The following is a 19,296-nucleotide window of genomic DNA, read 5'->3' as shown; positions in this document are numbered from 1 at the left end:
GTCATGACATTCCCTATCCTTCGGGCGACGGCGGTTGCCGTCGCGCTCGTTGCGTCCGGCGGCATGACGAGCCTCGCACTGGCAACCCCGGCGCCGTCCCACGCCGCCGGCGCTTGCGATGCTCAGGCACCGCAATACCGGCTCGGACTCGTCAGCCCGCGTCTGCTCTCACTGAACGCCGCGTTGTGCGCCGGGGGCAATACCGACGCCTTCTGGCAAGAAGTCGGCGCGACTGGCACGCCGATGATCGAAGCAGTGACGCCGGATGCCATCACCGGCGACGAGATGGCCTCGCCGCTCGCGCCGCCGCCTGGCAAGGTGTCGCTGATCACCTTCCTCTGGCGCGGCCATCCACACAACGTGCGCATTCTGGGCGCGCCGTCCGGCGATCACGACGATATGCATCAGTTGCGCGACAGCGACGTCTGGTACCGCAGCTATGTCGTTCCCGAGAGCACCCGGCTGTCCTACCAGCTCGCGCCGAACGTCCCCGACATTGAGGGCACGCCAATGGAACGTCGCCGGGCGGTCCTGAAGACGGTGCAGGCCGACCCGCTCAACCGCCATCCCTTCACGGTAGAAGGCTTCGACGGCAAGCGCAGCGTGAAGTCGTCGGTCGTCTTGCCCGACGCGCCACCGCAACCGTGGATCGAACGCCGCGCCGATGTGCCGACGGGCACCCTGCAGGCCACACGCTTCACCAGCAAAGCGCTCGGCAATACGCGCGATGTCTACGTCTATCGTCCTGCGGGATATCGTGCGGATGACGCGTCGCGAGGCCTGCTCGTGGTGTTCGACGCGCACGCTTATGTGAATACCGTGCCCACGCCGGTGATTCTCGACAACCTGATTGCCGAGGGGCGGATTCCGCCAACGGCGGCGCTCATCGTCGGTGTGATCGACGGCAGTACCCGGGGTAAGGAGCTGCCGCCGAATCCGGCGTTCGCGCGGTTCCTGTCCGATGAACTGATGCCGTGGGCCAAAGCACAAGGCGTATCCGCGTCCGCCGATCAGACGGTGGTTGCCGGATCGAGTTACGGGGGCCTAGCGTCGGCGTGGGCAGCCCATGAAGCGCCGCAGTGGTTCGGCAACGTGCTATCGCAGTCGGGATCGTATTGGTGGGCACCGTCGCAAGGCGATGCCGACGCGCGCGAATCCGGATGGTTGATCCGTCAGTACGCCGAAGGCCCGCGTCTGCCGGTGAAGTTCTACCTTGAATCGGGGCTGTTCGAAGACCGACGCGGGCCAACGGGTATCGGCACGTCCGGCCGTCACATGCGCGACGTGTTGCGCGCCAAGGGTTACCGCGTGACATACACGTCGACGGCGACCGGGCACGACTACCTGCACTGGCGTGGCTCGCTGGCTTGTGGATTGATGGCGCTCATCGGCACGCCCGACACACAACGCGCCTTGCAAGCGCGTCCCGCCGCGCCGGGGAGCCTTGCTGCCGCGTGTTCGATGCCGTCGTTCGGGCGCACTGCCGACGGGCGATAACGTCAGCCCAACGTCGCGGGCTTGCCCGGCCGTGGCGAGCGCTTCTCCAGGGAGGACGCGCTCGCCCTTCTCGCTCCCTTCGCTCCCTTCATGCTCGCAAGCCGCATCAGACGCTGAAACTGCGGGCACGCCAGATGCTCCGTTGCCGGACACTCCGCCGCGTGGCGCAAGCCGTCACGCAACGCGCTCAATTGCCTGATTGTCTTGTCGATGTCCGCCGCCTTCGCCTGCAACCGCTCGCGGTCGATATTCGCCTTGCCTTGCGGCAACAACATCCCGGCAATGTCGTCCAGCGAGAATCCGGCCGTGCGGCCCAATGCGATGAGCGATAACGTCTGCAAGACCGAGTCATCGTATTGCCGTCGCAAACCGCGCCGTCCCGTGGCAGCGATCAGCCCCTTCTCCTCGTAAAACCGCAGCGTGGACGGCGGCACACCCGCACGCGCGACGACGTCGCCAATGTCCAGTGTCATGTCGAGACTCCCGCTTGACTTCAAGTTGACTTGAATTCGTATAGTGCCCTAACCGCGGACTCGCCGTCACGGCACCGACGCACCGTCGATTCAGGAGATGACAATGACAACGCTCACCCTCGCCACGCAGATCCTTGCGATCGGCGTCTTCGCCACGGTTGTAATGGACCTCTGGGCACTGATGCTTCGCCGGGTCTTCGGCGTCACATCGCTCGACTTCGCGATGGTCGGGCGCTGGCTTGGGCACATACCTGCCGGTCGCTTCGCTCACGCCAGCATCGCCCGTGCAACGCCCGTCCCCGGCGAAAAGGCACTCGGGTGGTTCGCGCACTACGCCATCGGTGTCGGCTTCGCGGCCTTCCTCGTCGTGCTCGCGGGTTCTGCGTGGCTGGATGCGCCGACCTGGCCCACGGCGCTCGCATACGGCGTAGTCACCGTCGTGATGCCCTTCTTCGTCATGCAACCCGCGTTCGGCGCCGGTATTGCGGCCAGCAAAACACCGAAACCGGCACAGGCACGCCTGCGTAGTCTGATCACACACACGGTGTTCGGTCTGGGTCTATATGCGGGTGCCTGGGTGGTCAGCGCCGCAACGGCCCTGATCGCCGCCTCAGGCTGAGCGCAAGTCGGCGCGAACGAACTCTTCGCGCTTGAGCTGTCACGGACGCCGTACTATAGTGGCCGACGCCATGCCGCACTCGTTGCGCTGTGGCGTCCTCACAAAATCGCATGGCGACACAGGGCACCGTGGCACGCCGACTCAAGGATTTCGCCCACTATGGACACCACTGTCGTCGAGAGCTGGAAGGATTTCATGGAGCTGTCCTCCCGCTTCGAAGGCTGGGCGTTTCGCGGGCAGCAAGACGCCCGCTGGCATCTGCAAAGTTCGCTCTCGCGCTACCTGCACGCCTACGTGTCGGACAAGGAGCAGTGGCGCAGCCGCGAGGCCCGCGCGATTCGCATCTTCCGTCGCAAGGCGCACAACCACGTGCCCTGGCCCGACCTGCTGCACGACGACCTGCGCTGTCTCGGGCTGATGCAGCACCATGGCGCGCCCACCCGTTTGCTCGATTTCACCAAATCACCGTTCGTGGCGGCGTTCTTTGCACTGGAACGCGCGACGTCCGACTCCGCCATCTTTGCGCTGAACACGCCCGCGCTGTACGACGACCGCGCACGCCCGCGCCATGCGCCGTGGCTCACGCGCGATACGATCGACCCACGCGTCAAGGGGAATATGGAGAAGTACTTCCTCGGCAACGATAACGAGGTGGTCTGGTTCGGCGAGCCGGAGGAAATGGATGGCCGCCTGATCGCGCAGTCCGGGACCTTCGTCGTGCCCGGTGTGATCGACCGGCCGATGCATCGCATTCTGGACGGCTACGAGAGCGACGAACCGCTGCTGCGCAAGATCGTGTTGCCTGTCGCACTGCGCGCCGATGCCATGAAGTGGCTCTACCGGATGAACGTTACGAACGCGTCGCTGTTTCCGGATCTCGACGGACTCGCGCGCTCGATTGCCGTCGAAATCGAGATGGTCTGGCCGACCCAGACGCTGGGGTAACGCTACGGTAACGCGGGCGGTACGGCGATGTTCAGCCTCGCGTCACATCAACCGTTCGAGAAAACTCGCGCCACCTGACTTGCGCGCAGCCTTGTTGGCGTACATGCGCTGATCGGCCACGCGGATCAGCTCGCTCATCGACTCGCCATCGTCAGGGAACACGGCGACGCCCACACTCACCCGCACGGTCAGGCTCGCATCGTTTACCGAGATCGCCTGCTCGATCTCCGAGCGCAGCCGGTTCACGGCGAAGTCGATGCGCTCGACGATCTCGGCGTCCTGCACGACAGCGACGAACTCGTCGCCGGAATGCCGCGCCACGAATCCGCAGTCTGACACCCCGGCCTTCATGCGGCGTCCGATCTCCTTGAGCAGCAGATCGCCTGTCGCGTGTCCGAGGCTGTCGTTCACGTCCTTGAATCCGTCGATATCGGCGAAGAGCAGCGCCAGTTTGCCGTTGGTGCGCTGCGCGCGGCGTACCGCTTCGCTGGCGAATTCGCCGAACGTGCGGCGGTTCGGCAGTCCGGTCAGTTCGTCGAACCGCGCTGCCTTGTACAGATCGTCGATGAGTTGCTTGCGCTCGATGGCGAGCGCCGTCTGATCGCAAACGAACGCCAGCAGCCGTTGCGCCGCTTCCGCCTGCAAAGCTCTCACGGGCCCGTAGATCATGAGCGTGCCGACGGCGCGTCGCGCGGTATGCATGGGCAACACGGCCAGCGCGTGCCGTGCGGCCTCAACGTTGTCGTTCAGTGAGAATGACTCAGTGCGCACTTGCACCGCATGCGTCGCGGGATCGGCGTCGGGCACTGTCTCGATCAGTTGCCAGAGCGGTTCCTGCGCATTGGTGGCCTGCGTAGATAGCGCTTCCGCCTGCGCCCAGTCGAGCAACGGGATATCCGTGCTGTCGCGGTACTGATAAGCCTTGTCCCACACGCGCAGGTCCGCATCGCACGTCGCGACAACGATAGCGTCGATGGGAAAGAGCGTACCCAGCGTGTCGTGAACGGCCTTGCAGAGGGAGCGGATGTCGGCGGCGTCGTGTGCCGCTTCGGAAATCGAGTAGGTGGCGCGCTGTAAGGCTTCGGCCCGCTTGCGGGCCGAGACGTCGCGGGCGACGCCAATACGCATGCCGTGCTCTTCGGACCAGCGCGCCGACCACATGATGTGAACGTAATGGCCGTCTTTATGGATGTAACGGTTTTCGAACCCGATCCGAAGGCGTCCCGCCATGACCAGCTTCGATTCTTCGATGGTCCTGTCGCGGTCTTCCTTCGCCACGAAATCGATCATCGAGCGCCCCATCAACTCTTGCGCGCTATAGCCGAGAATAGCTTCGCAGGCCGGGCTCACGTACATGAGAGTCCCGGACCGATTGACGAGAAACACTGCGTCCAGCAGCAACTCCATGCAACTTGCCAGGACGTCTTTTGTTACGAATTCCATTTATTTCGAACGGCCGAGAAGCACCCTGCCTCTATATGACAATCTCAACATATGAATATTGCATCACCATGACAACGCAAGACCTGCGATTGCCCTCCTGAGACGGCCGCTGCCAGGACCGACCAGCCGTACCGACCGATTTCGCTTAAAAAATCAACTGCTTGACCCAACGCGGTGTGACGACATCCGCCGCGCATTCCGCCTGTACCTTGCTGCATGCCGCTACGTACTCGGTGCGCAGCAGCTTGATTCTCGCCGCCACCAGGTGACGGAATCCCAACTCCCGTTCGCTGAAGCCCACCCGGTCGACGTACCGCGTGCCGTCCGGTAAAGCGCCTCGAATTTCGTAATAAATTACCCCGTCGCGCGAATACTTCACCACTTTGGCTGCCATCTTGTCCCGATTCTTATTCGTTATTGCCCGCCCTTCTTCCCCCCGATATTTTTTGACTGCCCGGGTTTCGGTGATTGTCACTTGGACTTTTCAAATAAGCAACCGGCAAAACAGACCCGTGGTGCCCGCGCGACGGGGCTTTCCGGGCGGCGTGGCGCCCTCAGGTCAGCAGTCTAATCGACCGTTTTCGACGCGTCGACCGCAGGAAAACAGCAGATATTTTTATTCCTCCAACCGCATAGGAATACGAATCAAATATCCTGAGAAAATCAACGCCCCCCTGATATCTCCCCCGCGCTGCGATATAGTGATCGCTCAATGCCTTCGCAGGACATTCAGGAGAACGATTCATGGTCGACCGACGTGATTTTCTTCGGATTTCCGGCCACCTTGCGGGGGCTACCGCAGGTGTCACGCTCCTCGCAGGCACGCCGCTGCGCGCCCACGCGGCGACGGATCCGGCCTACCTCAGCGCAACCGATCTCATCGCGCAATTTCGGCGCGGGAGCCTCTCGCCGCTCGATGTCCTCGACGCACAAATACGCCGCATCGAGTCCCTGGACAAACAGGTGAACTGCGTCACGGTGCGACATTTCGAAGACGCCCGTGCCGCCGCCCGCGAGGCCGCTACGCGGTATCGGCGAGGCAATCCCCGACCACTTGAAGGCGTGACCGTCGCAGTCAAGGATGAATACGCCGTCAACGGCTGGCGCACGACGATGGGCTCGACCCTGCTCAAGGACGCACCGCCAGCACAGGAAGACGGCCCGGTCGCCGAGCGCCTTCGCGCAGCGGGCGCGATCTTCCACATTCAGACCACAGTGCCCGAGTTCTACGTGTGGATGACGACCGCGACAAAGTTGTGGGGCACCACGCGCAACCCCTGGAATCTCGCCTACACTCCGGGTGGCTCGTCCGGCGGGTCGGGGGCAGCGCTGGCCGCCGGATTCACGACACTCGCCCTCGGATCCGACATGGGGGGCTCGATCCGCATCCCGGCATCCCAGTGCGGTCTGTACGGCTTCAAGCCTCCGTTCGGCCGCGTGCCGACGAGTGAAGTGCCGTATGAAGCCGAGGGACCGCTCGCGAGGACGTTCGACGACATGAATCTTCTTACCGACGCAATGGTCGGCCCGCATCCGCTCATTCATAGCTCGTTACGCCCGCGCCTGCGCTATCCCTCGCGTTATGAGGACGTTTCCGGCTGGAAAGTCGCCTACGACCCCGCCACGCATCTGACGCTACTCGACCCCGCTGTCACCCGCGCGATGGAGCAGGCCATCGCGACGTTGCGCCGTCTCGGTGTCACTGTCGAGACGGTCGACATCGGCTTCAATGCCGAAGACATGGAGACCTACCTGATTGGCCTGATGTCGTCTAGCATGGGAGGCATGATGAGCGCGGCGATGCAGCACCCGGATCAGCTCATGCCCTATACCCGCAGCGTGTTCGAGCGGATGCAGGGCAAGACCGGGCCAGAAGCGCTGGTGCGCACGGAGGAACTGCTGGGCGAGTATCAGCGCCGCGTGCAGGAAACTGTCTTCCTGAAGGGCTATCGTGCGCTCATCATGCCGACGCTGGGCACACCGCTAATCCCCGCCGAACACGGCCTGCATCCGGCGACCGATACGGTAAAGCTCGGCGACCGGCAAATTACGGGCCTGACGTTCGCGCTGACGTGGGTCTGGAATCTGCTGGGCCTGTATCCGGTGGTCTCCGCGCCTGCCGGTATAGGTCCGGGCAACGTACCGATAGGCATGCAGATCGTGTCCAACACGCTCGACGACCTCACGGCCTTTCAACTGGCCGCGGCATTTTCACGCGCGGCGCCGCCGCTCTACACCGGCCGTGGGATGCCCGACTTCCGCAGCCAACCGGTGTAGTAACCTGACTCGCCTTCGCCCTCTTCTTCGCATTGGCGATTCACGACAGGAGACATTCATGACGAAGCTCGTCACATGTGTTTGGTTCAACGGTGAGGCCCGCCAGGCTGCCGAATTCTACGCGGCCACCTTTCCCGACAGTCACGTTCAGGCCCGCCACGTCTCCCCCATCCCCGGCATTGGCGCCGGGCAGGAACTGACCGTCGAGTTCACCGTGCTGGGTCAGCCGTTCGTCGGCCTGAACGGTGGCCCTGAGTTCAAGCCGAACGAGGCGATCAGCTTTATGGTCGTCACGAAGGATCAGGAAGAGACCGACCGCTACTGGAACGCCATCATCGGCAACGGCGGCGCCGAATCGGCGTGCGGCTGGTGCAAGGACCGCTGGGGCTTCTCATGGCAGATCACTCCGAAGCGACTGCTCGATCTGATGGCCGATCCCGACGTCGCCAAAGCGCGCCGTGCAATGGAAGCCATGATGACCATGCATAAGATCGATATCGCCACGCTCGATCGCGCCGCAGCGGGCTGAAGCCGGTCGAGCTAGCGTCCGCCCGCCACAGCGGCGACGGCTTGCGTCGCTGTCTCGGCGTCGCGGCGTGCGCTGGCGCGCGGCGACACCGGGACGGTGATGCGCAACACCGACACCAACGGCAGATGATCGGACGCCCGTCGCGCGAGCGGCGTCGCATGGCGGCGCACGGCGCCGAGATGCGCGCGCGGCGACGTCCAGATGCGGTCGAGGGCGAGCAAGGGCCAGCGAGACGGAAACGTCGCCACATGCGGTGCGCGTTCGAAAAAGCGATGCAACCATCGCAACGGACGCCCCCATAGACACCACTCGTTCACATCCCCCATCAGCACAGTCGCCGCTCCCGGCTGATTCGCCAGACATTCCAGCAGACGTTGCACCTGCTCGCGCCGCTCGCCGGGCCGCAGGCCGAGATGCGTCGCGATCACGCGCAGTTGCGTTTCCCGTCCGTGTGGGTCTTCCCATGCAAGCGTTGCGTCGATGGCAGCGCGCGGCTCGCGTCCTGCCACGCTCAGATCGATGTGTCGCACGGCCACCGGTGCGAAGCGCGTCATGATGGCGTTGCCGTAATCCTGTCCGCCGCACCGAAGTGTCGGTCCCGGAATGAAATGCATGTCTCGCGCGGCGGCCAGCCGGGCTAACGTGCCGACGTCGGTTGCACTGGCTTCGATCTCCTGCAACGCGACGATATCCGCGTCGATCTCGTCGAGCACCTGCGCAATGCGGTCCGGCGAGTGAACGCCGTCCGTGCCGACACATCCGTGTACGTTGTAGCTCGCCACGCTCATCTCGCGGCTAATGGTTTCAACGCGCGACGACGAGACATCCCGCAACGCGGGGCGTGACGAAACGTCCGCATCAATCGAACGCCGTGGCGGACGGTCATCTTCCGGCGTCTCACCACCCATGCCCCGGATACGCCGACGCAGCGCCACCACGCCCATGCCCGGCAACACGAGCACGGCGGCCAGCAGCGCAGCCGTCCAGCCGTTCGGGCGTTGTGCCAGCGCCGCCACGCGGTCCACCAGCGCTGCCGCGATCAGAATGCCCGGCAACATGCCGATGACGGTCCCCAGCATACAATCCCGCAGCCGGATGCGCGACGCGCCCACGACAAGGTTCACGAGCGTGAACGGCGCAATGGGCATCAGCCGCAACACGACCATCGCCAGCAATCCGTGATGGCCGATCTGACGGCTTAACGCGTTCAGCCGCTCACCGCCGAAGCGCTGCACCGCGTCGCGTCCCAATGTCCGGCCCACGCCATAACCGGCCGCCGCGCCGAGCGACGTTCCTGCCAGCGCGTACGCGGCGCCCGCGAACGGCCCGAACACGACCACCGTCACGATGATCAGCACCGTCACCGGCACCATGATCAGCGTGCCCAGCAGGTACACCGCCATGATCACGAGCGGCGCGAACGGCATCAGACGAATGCGCTCGACGACACGTAACACGCGCGGCAGATCGGTCCACTCACGCAACGGCGTGTAACGCCACGCCAATGCAAGTCCGGCAAGCCCCAGCAACAGGAGGACGAGCGCGACGATGCGCCCGGCAAGAAGCGGCCGCGCCTCGGTCTCGATGAACGTCCCCATCACGTTCTCGAAGTCGATCGGCTCCATCGGGTCGAGCACGACAGCACCGGGTGACGCCGCGTCGTCAGCGTCCTTCAGCGCGGGCGTGAACGCGGACAGCGTTCGCGCCCCTTCGCGATGCAGTTCGTCGATGGCCTCGTGCAGCCCTTCGTCTCGCAACAACGCTGCGGCCATTGCAGCCTCCGACACGTCGAGATGCTCGGCGAGCAGACGGTTGCGTGCACGCGCGATACCTGCCGCGATACGTGCGTCGCCATTGGCGGCGACGGACAGGTTGCACTCGGTGTCGAGCGCCATCGACCGGTTGTTGAGATTGGCCGACCCGATCACGAGCAACGCGTCGTCGACGACCATCACTTTGCTGTGGACGTTCACGCACGCCGGCGCGATGCCGGGCACTTCAGGACAATAGAGACGAAAGCGCGCCTGCGGATCGGCGTCGCGCAAGCGCCGGTAGAGCCGGGCACGCAACACGCCCATGCTTTGCTCCTGCAACCAGCCCGACTCTGCACGACGCGAGACGACGGCTACATCCGGACAGTCGGGCGACGCGAGACGCTCGATCAGCGCGTCGCCGATACACGTTGCGGTGAAGTACTGGTTCTCGAGATAGAGACGACGACGCGCGCTGGCAATGGCATCGAGGTAGAGCGTCTGGATCTCGTGCACCGCAGGCCTGCCCTCGAACGCCGGTGCCGTGCGCGATATGGCGACATCGACCTCCGTCAGGTCGGGGGCGACCGATACCGGCCACGGGTCGAGGGGCGCGTAAGGGGCATCGCGCGGGGTGCGCAAACGCAGGTCGACGTGCTTGCCCGTCGCGCGGTGCCATCGGTCCTCGGCGAGTTCCGCCAGCGCGTATGCCGCCTCACCGTCGACCATCGCCTGCACGTCATGAAACGGCGGATAGGCGTGCCCTGACGGATCCTTGCGACCGGGGTCGTCAGGAGCATGCGCCGGTGTATCCCAGCGATTGCGTGTGAGATCGAGTCCCCCCACGAACGCCACCCGCTGATCGACCACCACGACCTTCTGATGATGCGACGCCGCCGTCGGATGGCGTCCGTCAAGCCGAAAGCTCAGCCGGCGATGCGTCTTCCAGTCGAGCTTGACCGACGGCAGCCACTCGCGCTCCAGCGCATAGAGCATCGCGAAATCCCAACTGAGGCAATAGATGCGCAGCGTCTTGCGGCGGCGCACGAGCGCGTCGAGGAAATCACGCAGCCCCGGCGGCAATCCGTCGTCCGATTTATTAGGGGTGAGTTGCATCCGGCTGTCGATGTCCCAGCCGAGAATGAACACCGCGTGACGAGCGGCCAGCAGCGCTTCACGCAGCGCGCTGAAGTACTGCTCGCCGTCCACCAGCATGCGCATGCGTGCCGCCGGAGCGATACGCCAGCAGTTCTGCCCTTCGCGCAGTAGTGCCGAGGGTGCCACCGATGCCGATCTGTCGCCTGAGGTCGCGCCGGGCACTTACTTACCCATTTCGACCTTGGCCGACACCTCCCGGGCTTCGCTCAGGTGATGACGAAGCGTCGGCAGCGTCTTCGTCGCGAAGGCCTTCAGATCGGGATCCTGCCCCTTCTCTGACTCCGTCTGGAAGAGCTTGACGGCTTGCTCATGCGCCTCGGGACCGGCGAGCGCCATGTAGGCCACGTCGAACTCGCGCCCCTTCTTGCTCTTGAGCGCTTCGATATCCGGATCGACAGCGGCGTCGTTCGGCACGCTAACCCCCTTCTTCGCGCCCAACTGACGCAGCGCTTCGTTCGCCTTGCTGTGATCCGTCACCATTTGCTGAGCGAAGCGCTTGACGGCGGGATTGTTGGAACGTTGCACCGCCACCTGACTCGCCTGCACTTCGGCCTTGCCAGCCTTTTGCGCCTTGTCGACGAATTCGACGTCGATGCCCGCGCTGGGCTGTGCCGTGCGCATGGGCTTCGGGGCCACTTGCGTCACTTCAACGCCCGCCGTCGGCGACGCCTGATCGGTGCCGCCGCCCTGCCCCGGGTCGCCCTTCGGCAGTTCCTGCGCGATAACGAACGGACTCGCCATAAGTGCAGCGCTGAGTACACAAGCGCTGCGCACTTTAGTGATTCGTGAATACATATGCCCTCCCGGCATTGTTGTGAGACGTCTATGCGTGCATCTGTGCCAGGCGCGCGTACAGCGTTTTCAGACTGATGCCGAGCTGTCTCGCGGCCTGTGCCTTGATACCGCCACATTGCGAAAGCGCGCCGAGAATGACCTGACGGTCGAGGTCGGCCAGCGGGGCGTCGAGCGCGATGGTCGTGCGGTCGTCACGCACCGGAAAGCCCGCCAGTTCGTCGAAGATCGGCGGCGGTAGAGAATCGATAACGGGCGTCGCACTCAGAATGCGAACGCGCTGAATGAAGTTGCGCAACTCGCGCACATTGCCCGGCCAGTCGTGACGGCGCAGCGCCGTCAACACATGCGGCGCGAATCGCATTGCGCGGCCATCGCGTGCATTGGCCTCATTGAGCATCGTTTGCGCCAGCAACGTCACATCGTCCTCACGCTCGCGCAATGGCGGCATGGTCACGGGAAAAACGTTGAGCCGATGATAGAGGTCCGCGCGCAGCTTGCCCGCACGCATGGCGGCCTCGGGCGACACATTGGTGGCGGCGACGATGCGCACGTCTACCGCAATTTCTTCCGTGCCCCCGAGACGCATGAGCCTGCCGGTCTCCAGTACGCGTAACAGATTGACTTGCGACGCGAGCGGCATTTCGGCCACTTCGTCCAGAAACAGCGTGCCGCCGTGCGCGCGCTCGAAGAAGCCACGATGTCGACGCTCGGCCCCCGTGAAGCTGCCACGATCGTGACCGAAGACTTCGCTCTCGACGAGATTCGGTGCGATGGCGCCACAGTTCACGGCGAGGAAAGGCGCGTCGCGGCGCTCGCTGAGATCGTGTACGGCGCGTGCCGCCAATTCCTTGCCGGTGCCGGATTCCCCGGTGAGCAACACAGCGGCATCGGTGGGTGCAACGCGTGAGAGAGCATCGAAGACACGCTGCATGGCCACGGACTTTCCCACCAATGCGGCAAATGCGTCGCTCGTCGACGCGCCGACGACCGACGACGCCGCAGCGCCACAGAAAGCCTCGTTAGCAACCGCGCTCTCCGACGCCTTCGCGATCCACTCGCCCGCGCGCTGTCGGTCCCCCGGTAGCACGAGATAGTCGCTTGCGCCCCGGCGCAGCGCCTGCACGGCGCTCTCCCAGCCGGGACGCGCAGTGCACATCACCACATCAAGGTTGCGATGATTCGCCCAGCCGTCGAGCACGTCGAAACCGGAACCGTCCGGCATATCGACGTCGGTCATCACAAGCGAAGGCGGTGCATCCGAGAGGTGCGAGAGACACGCATCGGCCTCGGCCAGCGTACCGGCCCATGCGGGCGGCGGAAATGTCGGTGGGCAGACGGCGCGACACAAATCGGACAACGCATCGCGTGTCGCCGTATCCGCGCCCACCAAAAATATGGGCGACCGGTCGGCAGCGTGGCGTGACGCGTCAGAATAGACTGACATGAACTCCTCCGGGGGTACCGCAGATGCTCTGTTCGACTACGTAATCCGCGATGCCGTTCGGCGCGATGTCATCGAAACTTCCTATGCGATACGCGCATCGACTACAAAATTTCAATGTCGAATTTCGGATCGGACGGGATATTCGCGGAGCACTTCGCGTCACAACGGCATGACACGTCAGCCCGACATCCCCGTCGTTTCACTGCTCGGCAACTCGACAGCGATTCGCGCTTTGCGCGCGCAGATCGAGCGTGTTGCGCGAACGTCCGTCAGTGTCCTGATACTGGGTGAAAGTGGCAGCGGAAAAGAGCTTGCAGCGCGTGCGTTGCATGCCGCGAGCGATCGTCGCGACGGACCGTTCGTTGCCGTGCCATGCGGTGCGATGCCCGCAGACCTTGCCGAGTCCCAGTGGTTCGGGCACGAGCGCGGCAGCTTTACGGGCGCTGTCGACCAGCGGCGCGGCTACTTCGAAGCCGCAAACGGCGGCACATTGTTCCTCGACGAAATCGGCGATATGCCGCCAGCCATGCAGGTGAAGCTCCTGCGGGCGCTCGAATCGAGCACGTTGTGCCGCGTTGGCGGCAGTCAGGCGGTGCCTGTGGACGTTCGCGTGATTGCGGCGACGCGTCACGACGTTACCGAGGCGTTGCGCAACGGCGCGTTGCGCGACGACCTGCTCTACCGGCTCGCCGCGTTTGTATTGCACGTGCCCGCGCTGCGCCATCGCGACGGGGACATTGCGACGCTCGCGCATGCCCATGTCCGTTCGCTTAACGCGCGGGCGAGAACGTCGAAACGTTTGTCGGTCGCATCGATGCGTGCGCTTGACGCGCACGCGTGGCCCGGTAACGTGCGCGAGTTGCATCACGTGATCGAGCGTGCGTTCATTCTCTCCGACGACGTGCTGCACGTGACGACTGATTCCGTGATGCCCGCCGATCCCGTCGTTCATCACGGCACGCTCGAATTGCCTCGCGTCATCACGCTGGCCGACGCACAGCATCACTTCATCGCGGCATCGCTGGCACATCACGAGAACGACAAGCCACGCACTGCACGCTCACTCGGTGTCAGTCTGAAAACGCTATACAACCGGCTGACGACATCCACCGGGCGCTGATCGCAGTGACGGCCCCCGGCCACTTCCCCATATCACGAGGAAGTGGCGGCCCCGATCCTTCTTAGTGGTGCTTACCTGCGTCGTTACCCTGGCCGGACGTCCCCGACGACGCGCCGGTCGAGCCTGCGGCGCTCGACGTTGTGTGCGCCCCTGCCGTGCCGACCGTACCTGTTTGCCCCGAAGTACGTTGCGACGCCGAGGCACCCGAGCCGGTGCCACCGTGTTGGTGGTCGGCGTGCGACGACTGCGTACGGATGCGGTTCTCGACGTCCTGCACGCCGAAGCACTGCTCGGCGCAGTCTTCGATGGCGTGCTTCATCCAGCGCTCCGGCACGCTGCCCTGCAAGTCGACGCGACCGTCCTTCACCTGCACGCTGACGTCTTGCACTTCAAGCTCGTGCGCCATGCAAAGGCGTTCGCAGACGTCCTCACGAATGCGTTCGTCCGAACGGCTGTAGCCCTTTGGTCCCTGACGATGACGCATGTCCATCGACGCGCCTTGACCTCCCCGACCTCCCTGAGCGCCTTGGCTTGCGTAGCTGCCATGGTTGCCGTAGCCCCGCTGCTGCGCCTGCGATTCCCAGCCTTGGGGTCCGCGCTGCATCGACTGCCCGCCGTAGCCCTGGCGACGTCCGGCGCCTTGCGAGATACGGCTCCCGTAATCGCGGTCATAATCGCGCCCGTAATCTCGGCCATAGTCACGACCATAGTTGGCGCCGAAATCGCCCCCATTGTCGCTGCCGTATTCGCCCATGAAAGCGTCCTCGTAATCGCGACCGTAGTCTCGGCCGTAGCCGCCCGTGCCACCCGAACCGCTGCGTGTTCCCCAGGTTTCGCGGCTTTGCCCGCCTTGCGAACGGCCGTATGTGTCGCGGGAATAGCCGTAGCGTGGATCGTCGATGCGTGCACGGCCAGCTTCGCTCCAGTCGGCTTGCCATGCCCCTTGTCCTCCTCGTTCGCCACGCTCGCGCGACGGCTGCATGCCGTACTCGTCCTCCTGGTCGTACGCGGAGAATTCCCGCTGCATGGCCTCCTCGTCGAAATCGCGACGGTATTGGTTGCGCTGTCCGCCACCTTGCGTTTGCCGTTCGCGTTCGTTATCGCGCGTTGCGTATCGTCGTTGCATGATGATTCTCCAGATGAACAGCACCAGCGGTCCAGAAGCAACGGCTCCTGTTCAACCGATCCGGCACCGGACAAATCCTTGTGCAAGTCGCATGCCATGCGTCGGATGTAGACGCCACGCCCGCGAATCCCGGTCGGGTGGACGACCGCCGAAGCTTTTCTTCCATTCGTGGCAAGTTCGCCCTGTCTGAGACCCTGCTGGCATCGCCTTGACGTTTTGCATTGACGCGCTTGACGTTACCCGCGCGTTGCGTATAGAGTCACCGCATGACGAATTCCGCCCTCCTCCGTTCGCAGACGCTGCGCGTTGCCCTTCCGGGACAACGGGGTGCGTTCGTCAAAAGCAAAAAACAGTCGCTCAACTGACCGGAGCGTGCTGTTCCGTCAGTTGAGCGACGGAATAGCCACGTGGACCGGCAGTCCCGCCCAGCGCCCAGTGCGCGCCTGCAATACCCGCACCGCATCACCGGCCAATCTGCCCCGAACGCCACGCGTCAAATCTTGCGTCGCCCTGCTGAACGGTTTCCGTACAAGGTCACCACACGTTCATCGTATTCGTATCAGGGAGACACCATGCAAGACTCGCAATCGCCCATCGCCGCCGCTCAGTCGACCTCGCTTCACGCGTCGTCCAGCTTTCGCGGGATCTGGCTGCCGCTCATCACGCCGTTCAAGCGAGAAGGCGCACATGCGCCGGTCGATCACACCGCACTGCGGCGGATCGTTGCGCACTATCGTCATTCGGGAATTGCGGGCTTCGTGATCTGTGGCACGACCGGTGAAGCCGCCGCGTTGGAAGACGACGAACAAATCGCCGTGCTTGAGACCGTATTGGCAGAAGCCGACGGGCTGCCTGTCATCGCGGGGCTAGCGGGTAATCATCTCGGGCATACGCTCACGCGCATGGACGCCCTGAACGCACTGCCGCTCGCCGGTGTGCTGACGCCCGCGCCGTATTACATCCGCCCGTCGCAGGCGGGGCTCGTCGACTGGTTCCATGCGCTGGCCGACCGCTCGGCCGCGCCGCTGGTGCTCTACGATATTCCGTATCGCACAGGGGCCACGCTGACGTTAGAGACACTGCTCACGCTCGCCGGTCACGCTAACATTCGCGGCATCAAGGATTGCGGCGGGAATGCGCACACGACACAGGCGCTGATCGCCGATGGGCGTCTGTCCGTCCTTGCGGGCGAAGATCATCAACTGCTGTCGACGCTGACGATGGGCGGCCATGGCGCGATCATTGCGTCGTCGCATTGCCGTCCGGCCCATTTCGCAGCGCTCTATCGTGCCGTGCGCGCGCAGCAACTCGACGTCGCGCGCGTACTCTTTCATGCGCTCATGCCGGTCGTGAGGCTGCTGTTTGCCGAAGCGAACCCCGGCCCGGTGAAGGCGTGGCTCGCGCGCGAAGGCTGGCTGGAGGACGTGCTGCGTGCACCGATGACGAGTGCGTCACCGGCGCTTGCGCAGCAGTTGGTAGATGCCGTCGCCGCCATCGACACTGCGTTCGGTGCGAAGGCAGCGCAAGGGGCGACGGTGGCCGACGCTGCCTGAAGCAAGTACGCAACGACGGCGATAGCGCGTCGTCAGGCGACGACGCGCAAATGCCTGTCTTCGGGGGCGGCGAGCCCCGGCGTCACGGGCACCGGATGATGCGCAAAGTCGCCGTGCGTGCCGACACCGCTGTCCACGCGGAACTTCGACGTCTCGCTCACGAGGTCGGCGGCCTGCTGACGCATGTGCTCGGCCGCCGCCGCAGCCTCTTCGACTAGCGCGGCGTTCTGCTGCGTCACCTGATCCATCTGCGCGACGGCCTGATTGACCTGTTCGATGCCGCGCGCCTGCTCGTCGCTAGCCGCAGCGATTTCGGTGATGAGTTCGCTCACACGCCGCACGGACACCACGATCTGATCCATGGTGCGACCGGCGACTTCCACGCGCGACGAACCGTCCTGCACCTGCTTAACGGACGCCGCGATCAACTCGCGAATGTCCTTGGCGGTGCCCGCCGAGCGCTGCGCCAGCGTGCGCACTTCGCCAGCCACGACAGCGAACCCGCGGCCTTGCTCGCCCGCACGCGCGGCTTCCACTGCGGCATTGAGCGCGAGGATGTTGGTCTGGAATGCAATGCCTTCGATGGCGGTGATCATCTCGCTCATGCGCGCCGAGGCGCTGGCCATCGCCTGCATCGTCTCCACGACGGCACGCACACTGTGCGCCCCGGCATCGGCCACGCCCGACGCCTCTTGCGACAGACGCCTGGCCTCGACGGCATGCTCGACGTTCTGACGCACGGTCGACGTCAGCTCCTCCATCGACGCCGCCGTCTCCTCAAGCGAGGCGGCTTGCTCTTCCGTACGCTGCGACAGATCCGTGTTGCCCTGTGCGATCTCACGCGCGGCAGTGTCGATGGCACCCGATGCACCCTGGATGTTGCGCACCAGATGGCTCAGTTGTGCAATGGCCGTGTCCAGCGCATTGGCCATCTCTCCGATTTCGTCGCGGCTTTCGACTTTCACCCGATGCGTCAGGTCGCCGTTGGCGAGCGCCGAAGCCCCTTGCGAGACCGCGCGCACCGGACGCGTCACCGAGCGCGCAATCGCCACGCCCGCCACTACAGACAACGTCACCGACAGCAACAACGTTGCAAACAGCCAAACGCGGGCGGAAAGATAGGCGTCGTTAGCGTCAGCCGCTTCCTTCGCACTCACTGCCTTGCCGACGCCCATCAGGTCGTCGAGCGGGGAGAAGAACGCCACTTGCGCCTTCTGGAGACTGCCCAGCAGTTGCGCCTTGGCCCCGGCGTAGTCGCCGTTATGTACGAGCGCTTTGAACGCGTCGAGTTGCTTGCCGTACTCCGCGCTGGCCTGCGTGAGCGTTTGATAGAGCGCTTTACCCTTCTCCGTGTAGAACATCGTCGCCATGCCGTCGATGCTCTTCAGGTTCGCCTGACGCAGCTCTTCGATCTTCTTCAGACGCGTGTCGAGCTGCGAAGCGTCTTCGGACATCGCGATGTCACGCAGCAGCACCGCCACATGGGCCGCGCGATCCTTCAGATTATGGAATTCGAGAATCTTGTTGTTCAGGTCGGACACGATGAGCTGCGTGTTCGTGTCCATCGTCGCCATCTTCGTCACGGCGACGACCGCCACGACCAGCAGCATGAGAACGTTGAGGGAAAAGGCGGCGGCGAGCCGTTTGCTGATACTCAGATTCTTGAACATCGGTGGTTGCGCGATTCGTCCTGGGGGTCTTGGTTTCGCCCTGCCGCCAGCACGCGCGGCAGGTCACTGTCTCTCTCCGTACCGCTTTCGGTACCTCTGACGAGACTTAACGAGTGCTTTTGACGAAACTTGAGCCTTGCCGTGACAAATTCATCCGGCACCCCGAAAACGCCCGCCAGACAAGGCGTTCCACCGGTGGAACGGTGCGCCGAAATGGGGTCCGAACAACGCTAATTGCGTATACACCAAATATATCAAGCCACCTGATTACATCGACGTTGAACGTAATGCCGAACGGGTGACGACGACACGGGTTGCGTCCGTCAGGACGCGATGGACTTAACCGCGTCTGTCGCCCCTGCTGATGCCGCACGTGTGCCCCATTGCACAACGAGCATGCCCAGAACAATAAGCGCTACACCCGCAATGCGCGCGAGATTGACGGGCTTGGTGGCAAGTCCCATCAGCCCGAAGTGATCGATGATGAGCGACGCGACGACCTGCCCCGCCACCACACAAACGATGAAGTTCGCCGCCCCCAGACGCGGCGTGAGCACCAGCGCCGCCGTGATATAAGCCACGCCCGCAATACCGCCGATCCACAGCCACCACGGCCCGCGTGCGGCTGCACCGATGTCCGGCAATCCCGCGCGCATGCCGATCAACACGGGCAGCACAACGATGAGACTTACGAGCAACGACGCCACCGTCGCCCACAACGGGTGACCCAGTGCGCGCCCAAGCGCTGCGTTGCTGCCAGCCTGGAACGGGACAACAGCACCGGCCAGCATCGCGATGGCGAGCGGCAACAGGACTGTCGCGGGGATTTGGGGTGTCATTGACGCATTCATGAAGTGACCTCTCTATTCGTAAAAATCGCTTGCCTTCAGCATGAA

The 19,296-nt window shown here is 64.0% G+C and carries 16 protein-coding genes; 7 read left to right on the top strand and 9 right to left on the bottom strand.

Annotated elements, in window-relative coordinates:
* Positions 1-3: 3 nt before the first annotated feature.
* On the top strand, positions 4-1,497 hold the full coding sequence (locus tag NA29_RS11105; protein WP_052252841.1) for an enterochelin esterase domain-containing protein: 1,494 nt from the start codon (positions 4-6) through the stop codon (positions 1,495-1,497).
* Positions 1,498-1,499: 2 nt separating this feature from the next.
* Here the strand turns inward: NA29_RS11105 and NA29_RS11100 are convergent, their stop codons facing one another.
* Complete coding sequence (locus tag NA29_RS11100; protein WP_039398163.1) at positions 1,500-1,970, bottom strand: helix-turn-helix domain-containing protein; 471 nt, start codon at positions 1,968-1,970, stop codon at positions 1,500-1,502.
* Positions 1,971-2,073: 103 nt separating this feature from the next.
* Here NA29_RS11100 and NA29_RS11095 point away from each other — a divergent pair, with 103 nt between their 5' ends.
* Both NA29_RS11095 and NA29_RS11090 read left to right on the top strand, forming a co-directional pair.
* Positions 2,074-2,589 (top strand): DUF2938 domain-containing protein, encoded by a 516-nt coding sequence (locus tag NA29_RS11095; protein ID WP_039398161.1) that lies wholly within the window; start codon positions 2,074-2,076, stop codon positions 2,587-2,589.
* Positions 2,590-2,748: 159 nt separating this feature from the next.
* Positions 2,749-3,534, top strand: a complete 786-nt coding sequence (locus NA29_RS11090) for an FRG domain-containing protein (protein WP_039398159.1) — start codon at positions 2,749-2,751, stop codon at positions 3,532-3,534.
* Between the two features lie 42 nt (positions 3,535-3,576).
* Here the strand turns inward: NA29_RS11090 and NA29_RS11085 are convergent, their stop codons facing one another.
* Complete coding sequence (locus NA29_RS11085) at positions 3,577-4,941, bottom strand: GGDEF domain-containing protein (protein ID WP_052252840.1); 1,365 nt, start codon at positions 4,939-4,941, stop codon at positions 3,577-3,579.
* Positions 4,942-5,122: 181 nt separating this feature from the next.
* Positions 5,123-5,452 carry a hypothetical protein gene (locus NA29_RS11080; RefSeq protein WP_157127389.1) on the bottom strand — a complete coding sequence of 110 codons (330 nt, stop codon included), beginning with the start codon at positions 5,450-5,452 and terminating at the stop codon, positions 5,123-5,125.
* 269 nt (positions 5,453-5,721) lie between these two features.
* Here NA29_RS11080 and NA29_RS11075 point away from each other — a divergent pair, with 269 nt between their 5' ends.
* Both NA29_RS11075 and NA29_RS11070 read left to right on the top strand, forming a co-directional pair.
* On the top strand, positions 5,722-7,254 hold the full coding sequence (locus tag NA29_RS11075; protein ID WP_039398155.1) for an amidase: 1,533 nt from the start codon (positions 5,722-5,724) through the stop codon (positions 7,252-7,254).
* A gap of 58 nt (positions 7,255-7,312) precedes the next feature.
* Positions 7,313-7,783 carry a VOC family protein gene (locus NA29_RS11070; protein ID WP_039398153.1) on the top strand — a complete coding sequence of 157 codons (471 nt, stop codon included), beginning with the start codon at positions 7,313-7,315 and terminating at the stop codon, positions 7,781-7,783.
* Between the two features lie 11 nt (positions 7,784-7,794).
* On the opposite strand, the gene NA29_RS26300 is transcribed toward NA29_RS11070, so the two are convergent.
* The 3 genes from NA29_RS26300 to NA29_RS11055 are packed head-to-tail and all read right to left on the bottom strand — an operon-like array spanning position 7,795 to position 12,931.
* Positions 7,795-10,818 carry a VTT domain-containing protein gene (locus NA29_RS26300; protein ID WP_072633256.1) on the bottom strand — a complete coding sequence of 1,008 codons (3,024 nt, stop codon included), beginning with the start codon at positions 10,816-10,818 and terminating at the stop codon, positions 7,795-7,797.
* Positions 10,819-10,854: 36 nt separating this feature from the next.
* Positions 10,855-11,487: a DUF4142 domain-containing protein gene (locus tag NA29_RS11060; protein WP_072633255.1), complete on the bottom strand. Its 633-nt coding sequence runs from the start codon at positions 11,485-11,487 to the stop codon at positions 10,855-10,857.
* Positions 11,488-11,515: 28 nt separating this feature from the next.
* Positions 11,516-12,931: a sigma-54-dependent transcriptional regulator gene (locus NA29_RS11055; RefSeq protein ID WP_052252838.1), complete on the bottom strand. Its 1,416-nt coding sequence runs from the start codon at positions 12,929-12,931 to the stop codon at positions 11,516-11,518.
* Between the two features lie 169 nt (positions 12,932-13,100).
* Between NA29_RS11055 and NA29_RS11050 the strand changes: the two genes are divergently transcribed.
* Complete coding sequence (locus NA29_RS11050; protein WP_052252837.1) at positions 13,101-14,051, top strand: sigma-54 interaction domain-containing protein; 951 nt, start codon at positions 13,101-13,103, stop codon at positions 14,049-14,051.
* Positions 14,052-14,112: 61 nt separating this feature from the next.
* Here NA29_RS11050 and NA29_RS11045 read toward each other — a convergent pair whose 3' ends face one another.
* On the bottom strand, positions 14,113-15,177 hold the full coding sequence (locus NA29_RS11045) for a BON domain-containing protein (protein WP_039398149.1): 1,065 nt from the start codon (positions 15,175-15,177) through the stop codon (positions 14,113-14,115).
* A gap of 572 nt (positions 15,178-15,749) precedes the next feature.
* On the opposite strand from NA29_RS11045, the gene dapA reads away from it, so the two are divergent.
* Positions 15,750-16,730, top strand: coding sequence for a 4-hydroxy-tetrahydrodipicolinate synthase (gene dapA / locus NA29_RS11040; RefSeq protein ID WP_039398147.1), 981 nt, complete (start codon positions 15,750-15,752; stop codon positions 16,728-16,730).
* Positions 16,731-16,762: 32 nt separating this feature from the next.
* On the opposite strand, the gene NA29_RS26490 is transcribed toward dapA, so the two are convergent.
* Positions 16,763-18,400, bottom strand: coding sequence for a methyl-accepting chemotaxis protein (locus tag NA29_RS26490; RefSeq protein ID WP_039398145.1), 1,638 nt, complete (start codon positions 18,398-18,400; stop codon positions 16,763-16,765).
* Between the two features lie 323 nt (positions 18,401-18,723).
* Positions 18,724-19,239: a DMT family transporter gene (locus NA29_RS11030; RefSeq protein ID WP_039398143.1), complete on the bottom strand. Its 516-nt coding sequence runs from the start codon at positions 19,237-19,239 to the stop codon at positions 18,724-18,726.
* Between the last annotated feature and the right edge of the window lie 57 nt (positions 19,240-19,296).

Source organism: Pandoraea sputorum (genome assembly GCF_000814845.2).
In the GTDB taxonomy this organism is placed as follows: Bacteria; Pseudomonadota; Gammaproteobacteria; order Burkholderiales; family Burkholderiaceae; genus Pandoraea; species Pandoraea sputorum.
This window is presented reverse-complemented; position numbering and strand designations above follow the sequence as displayed.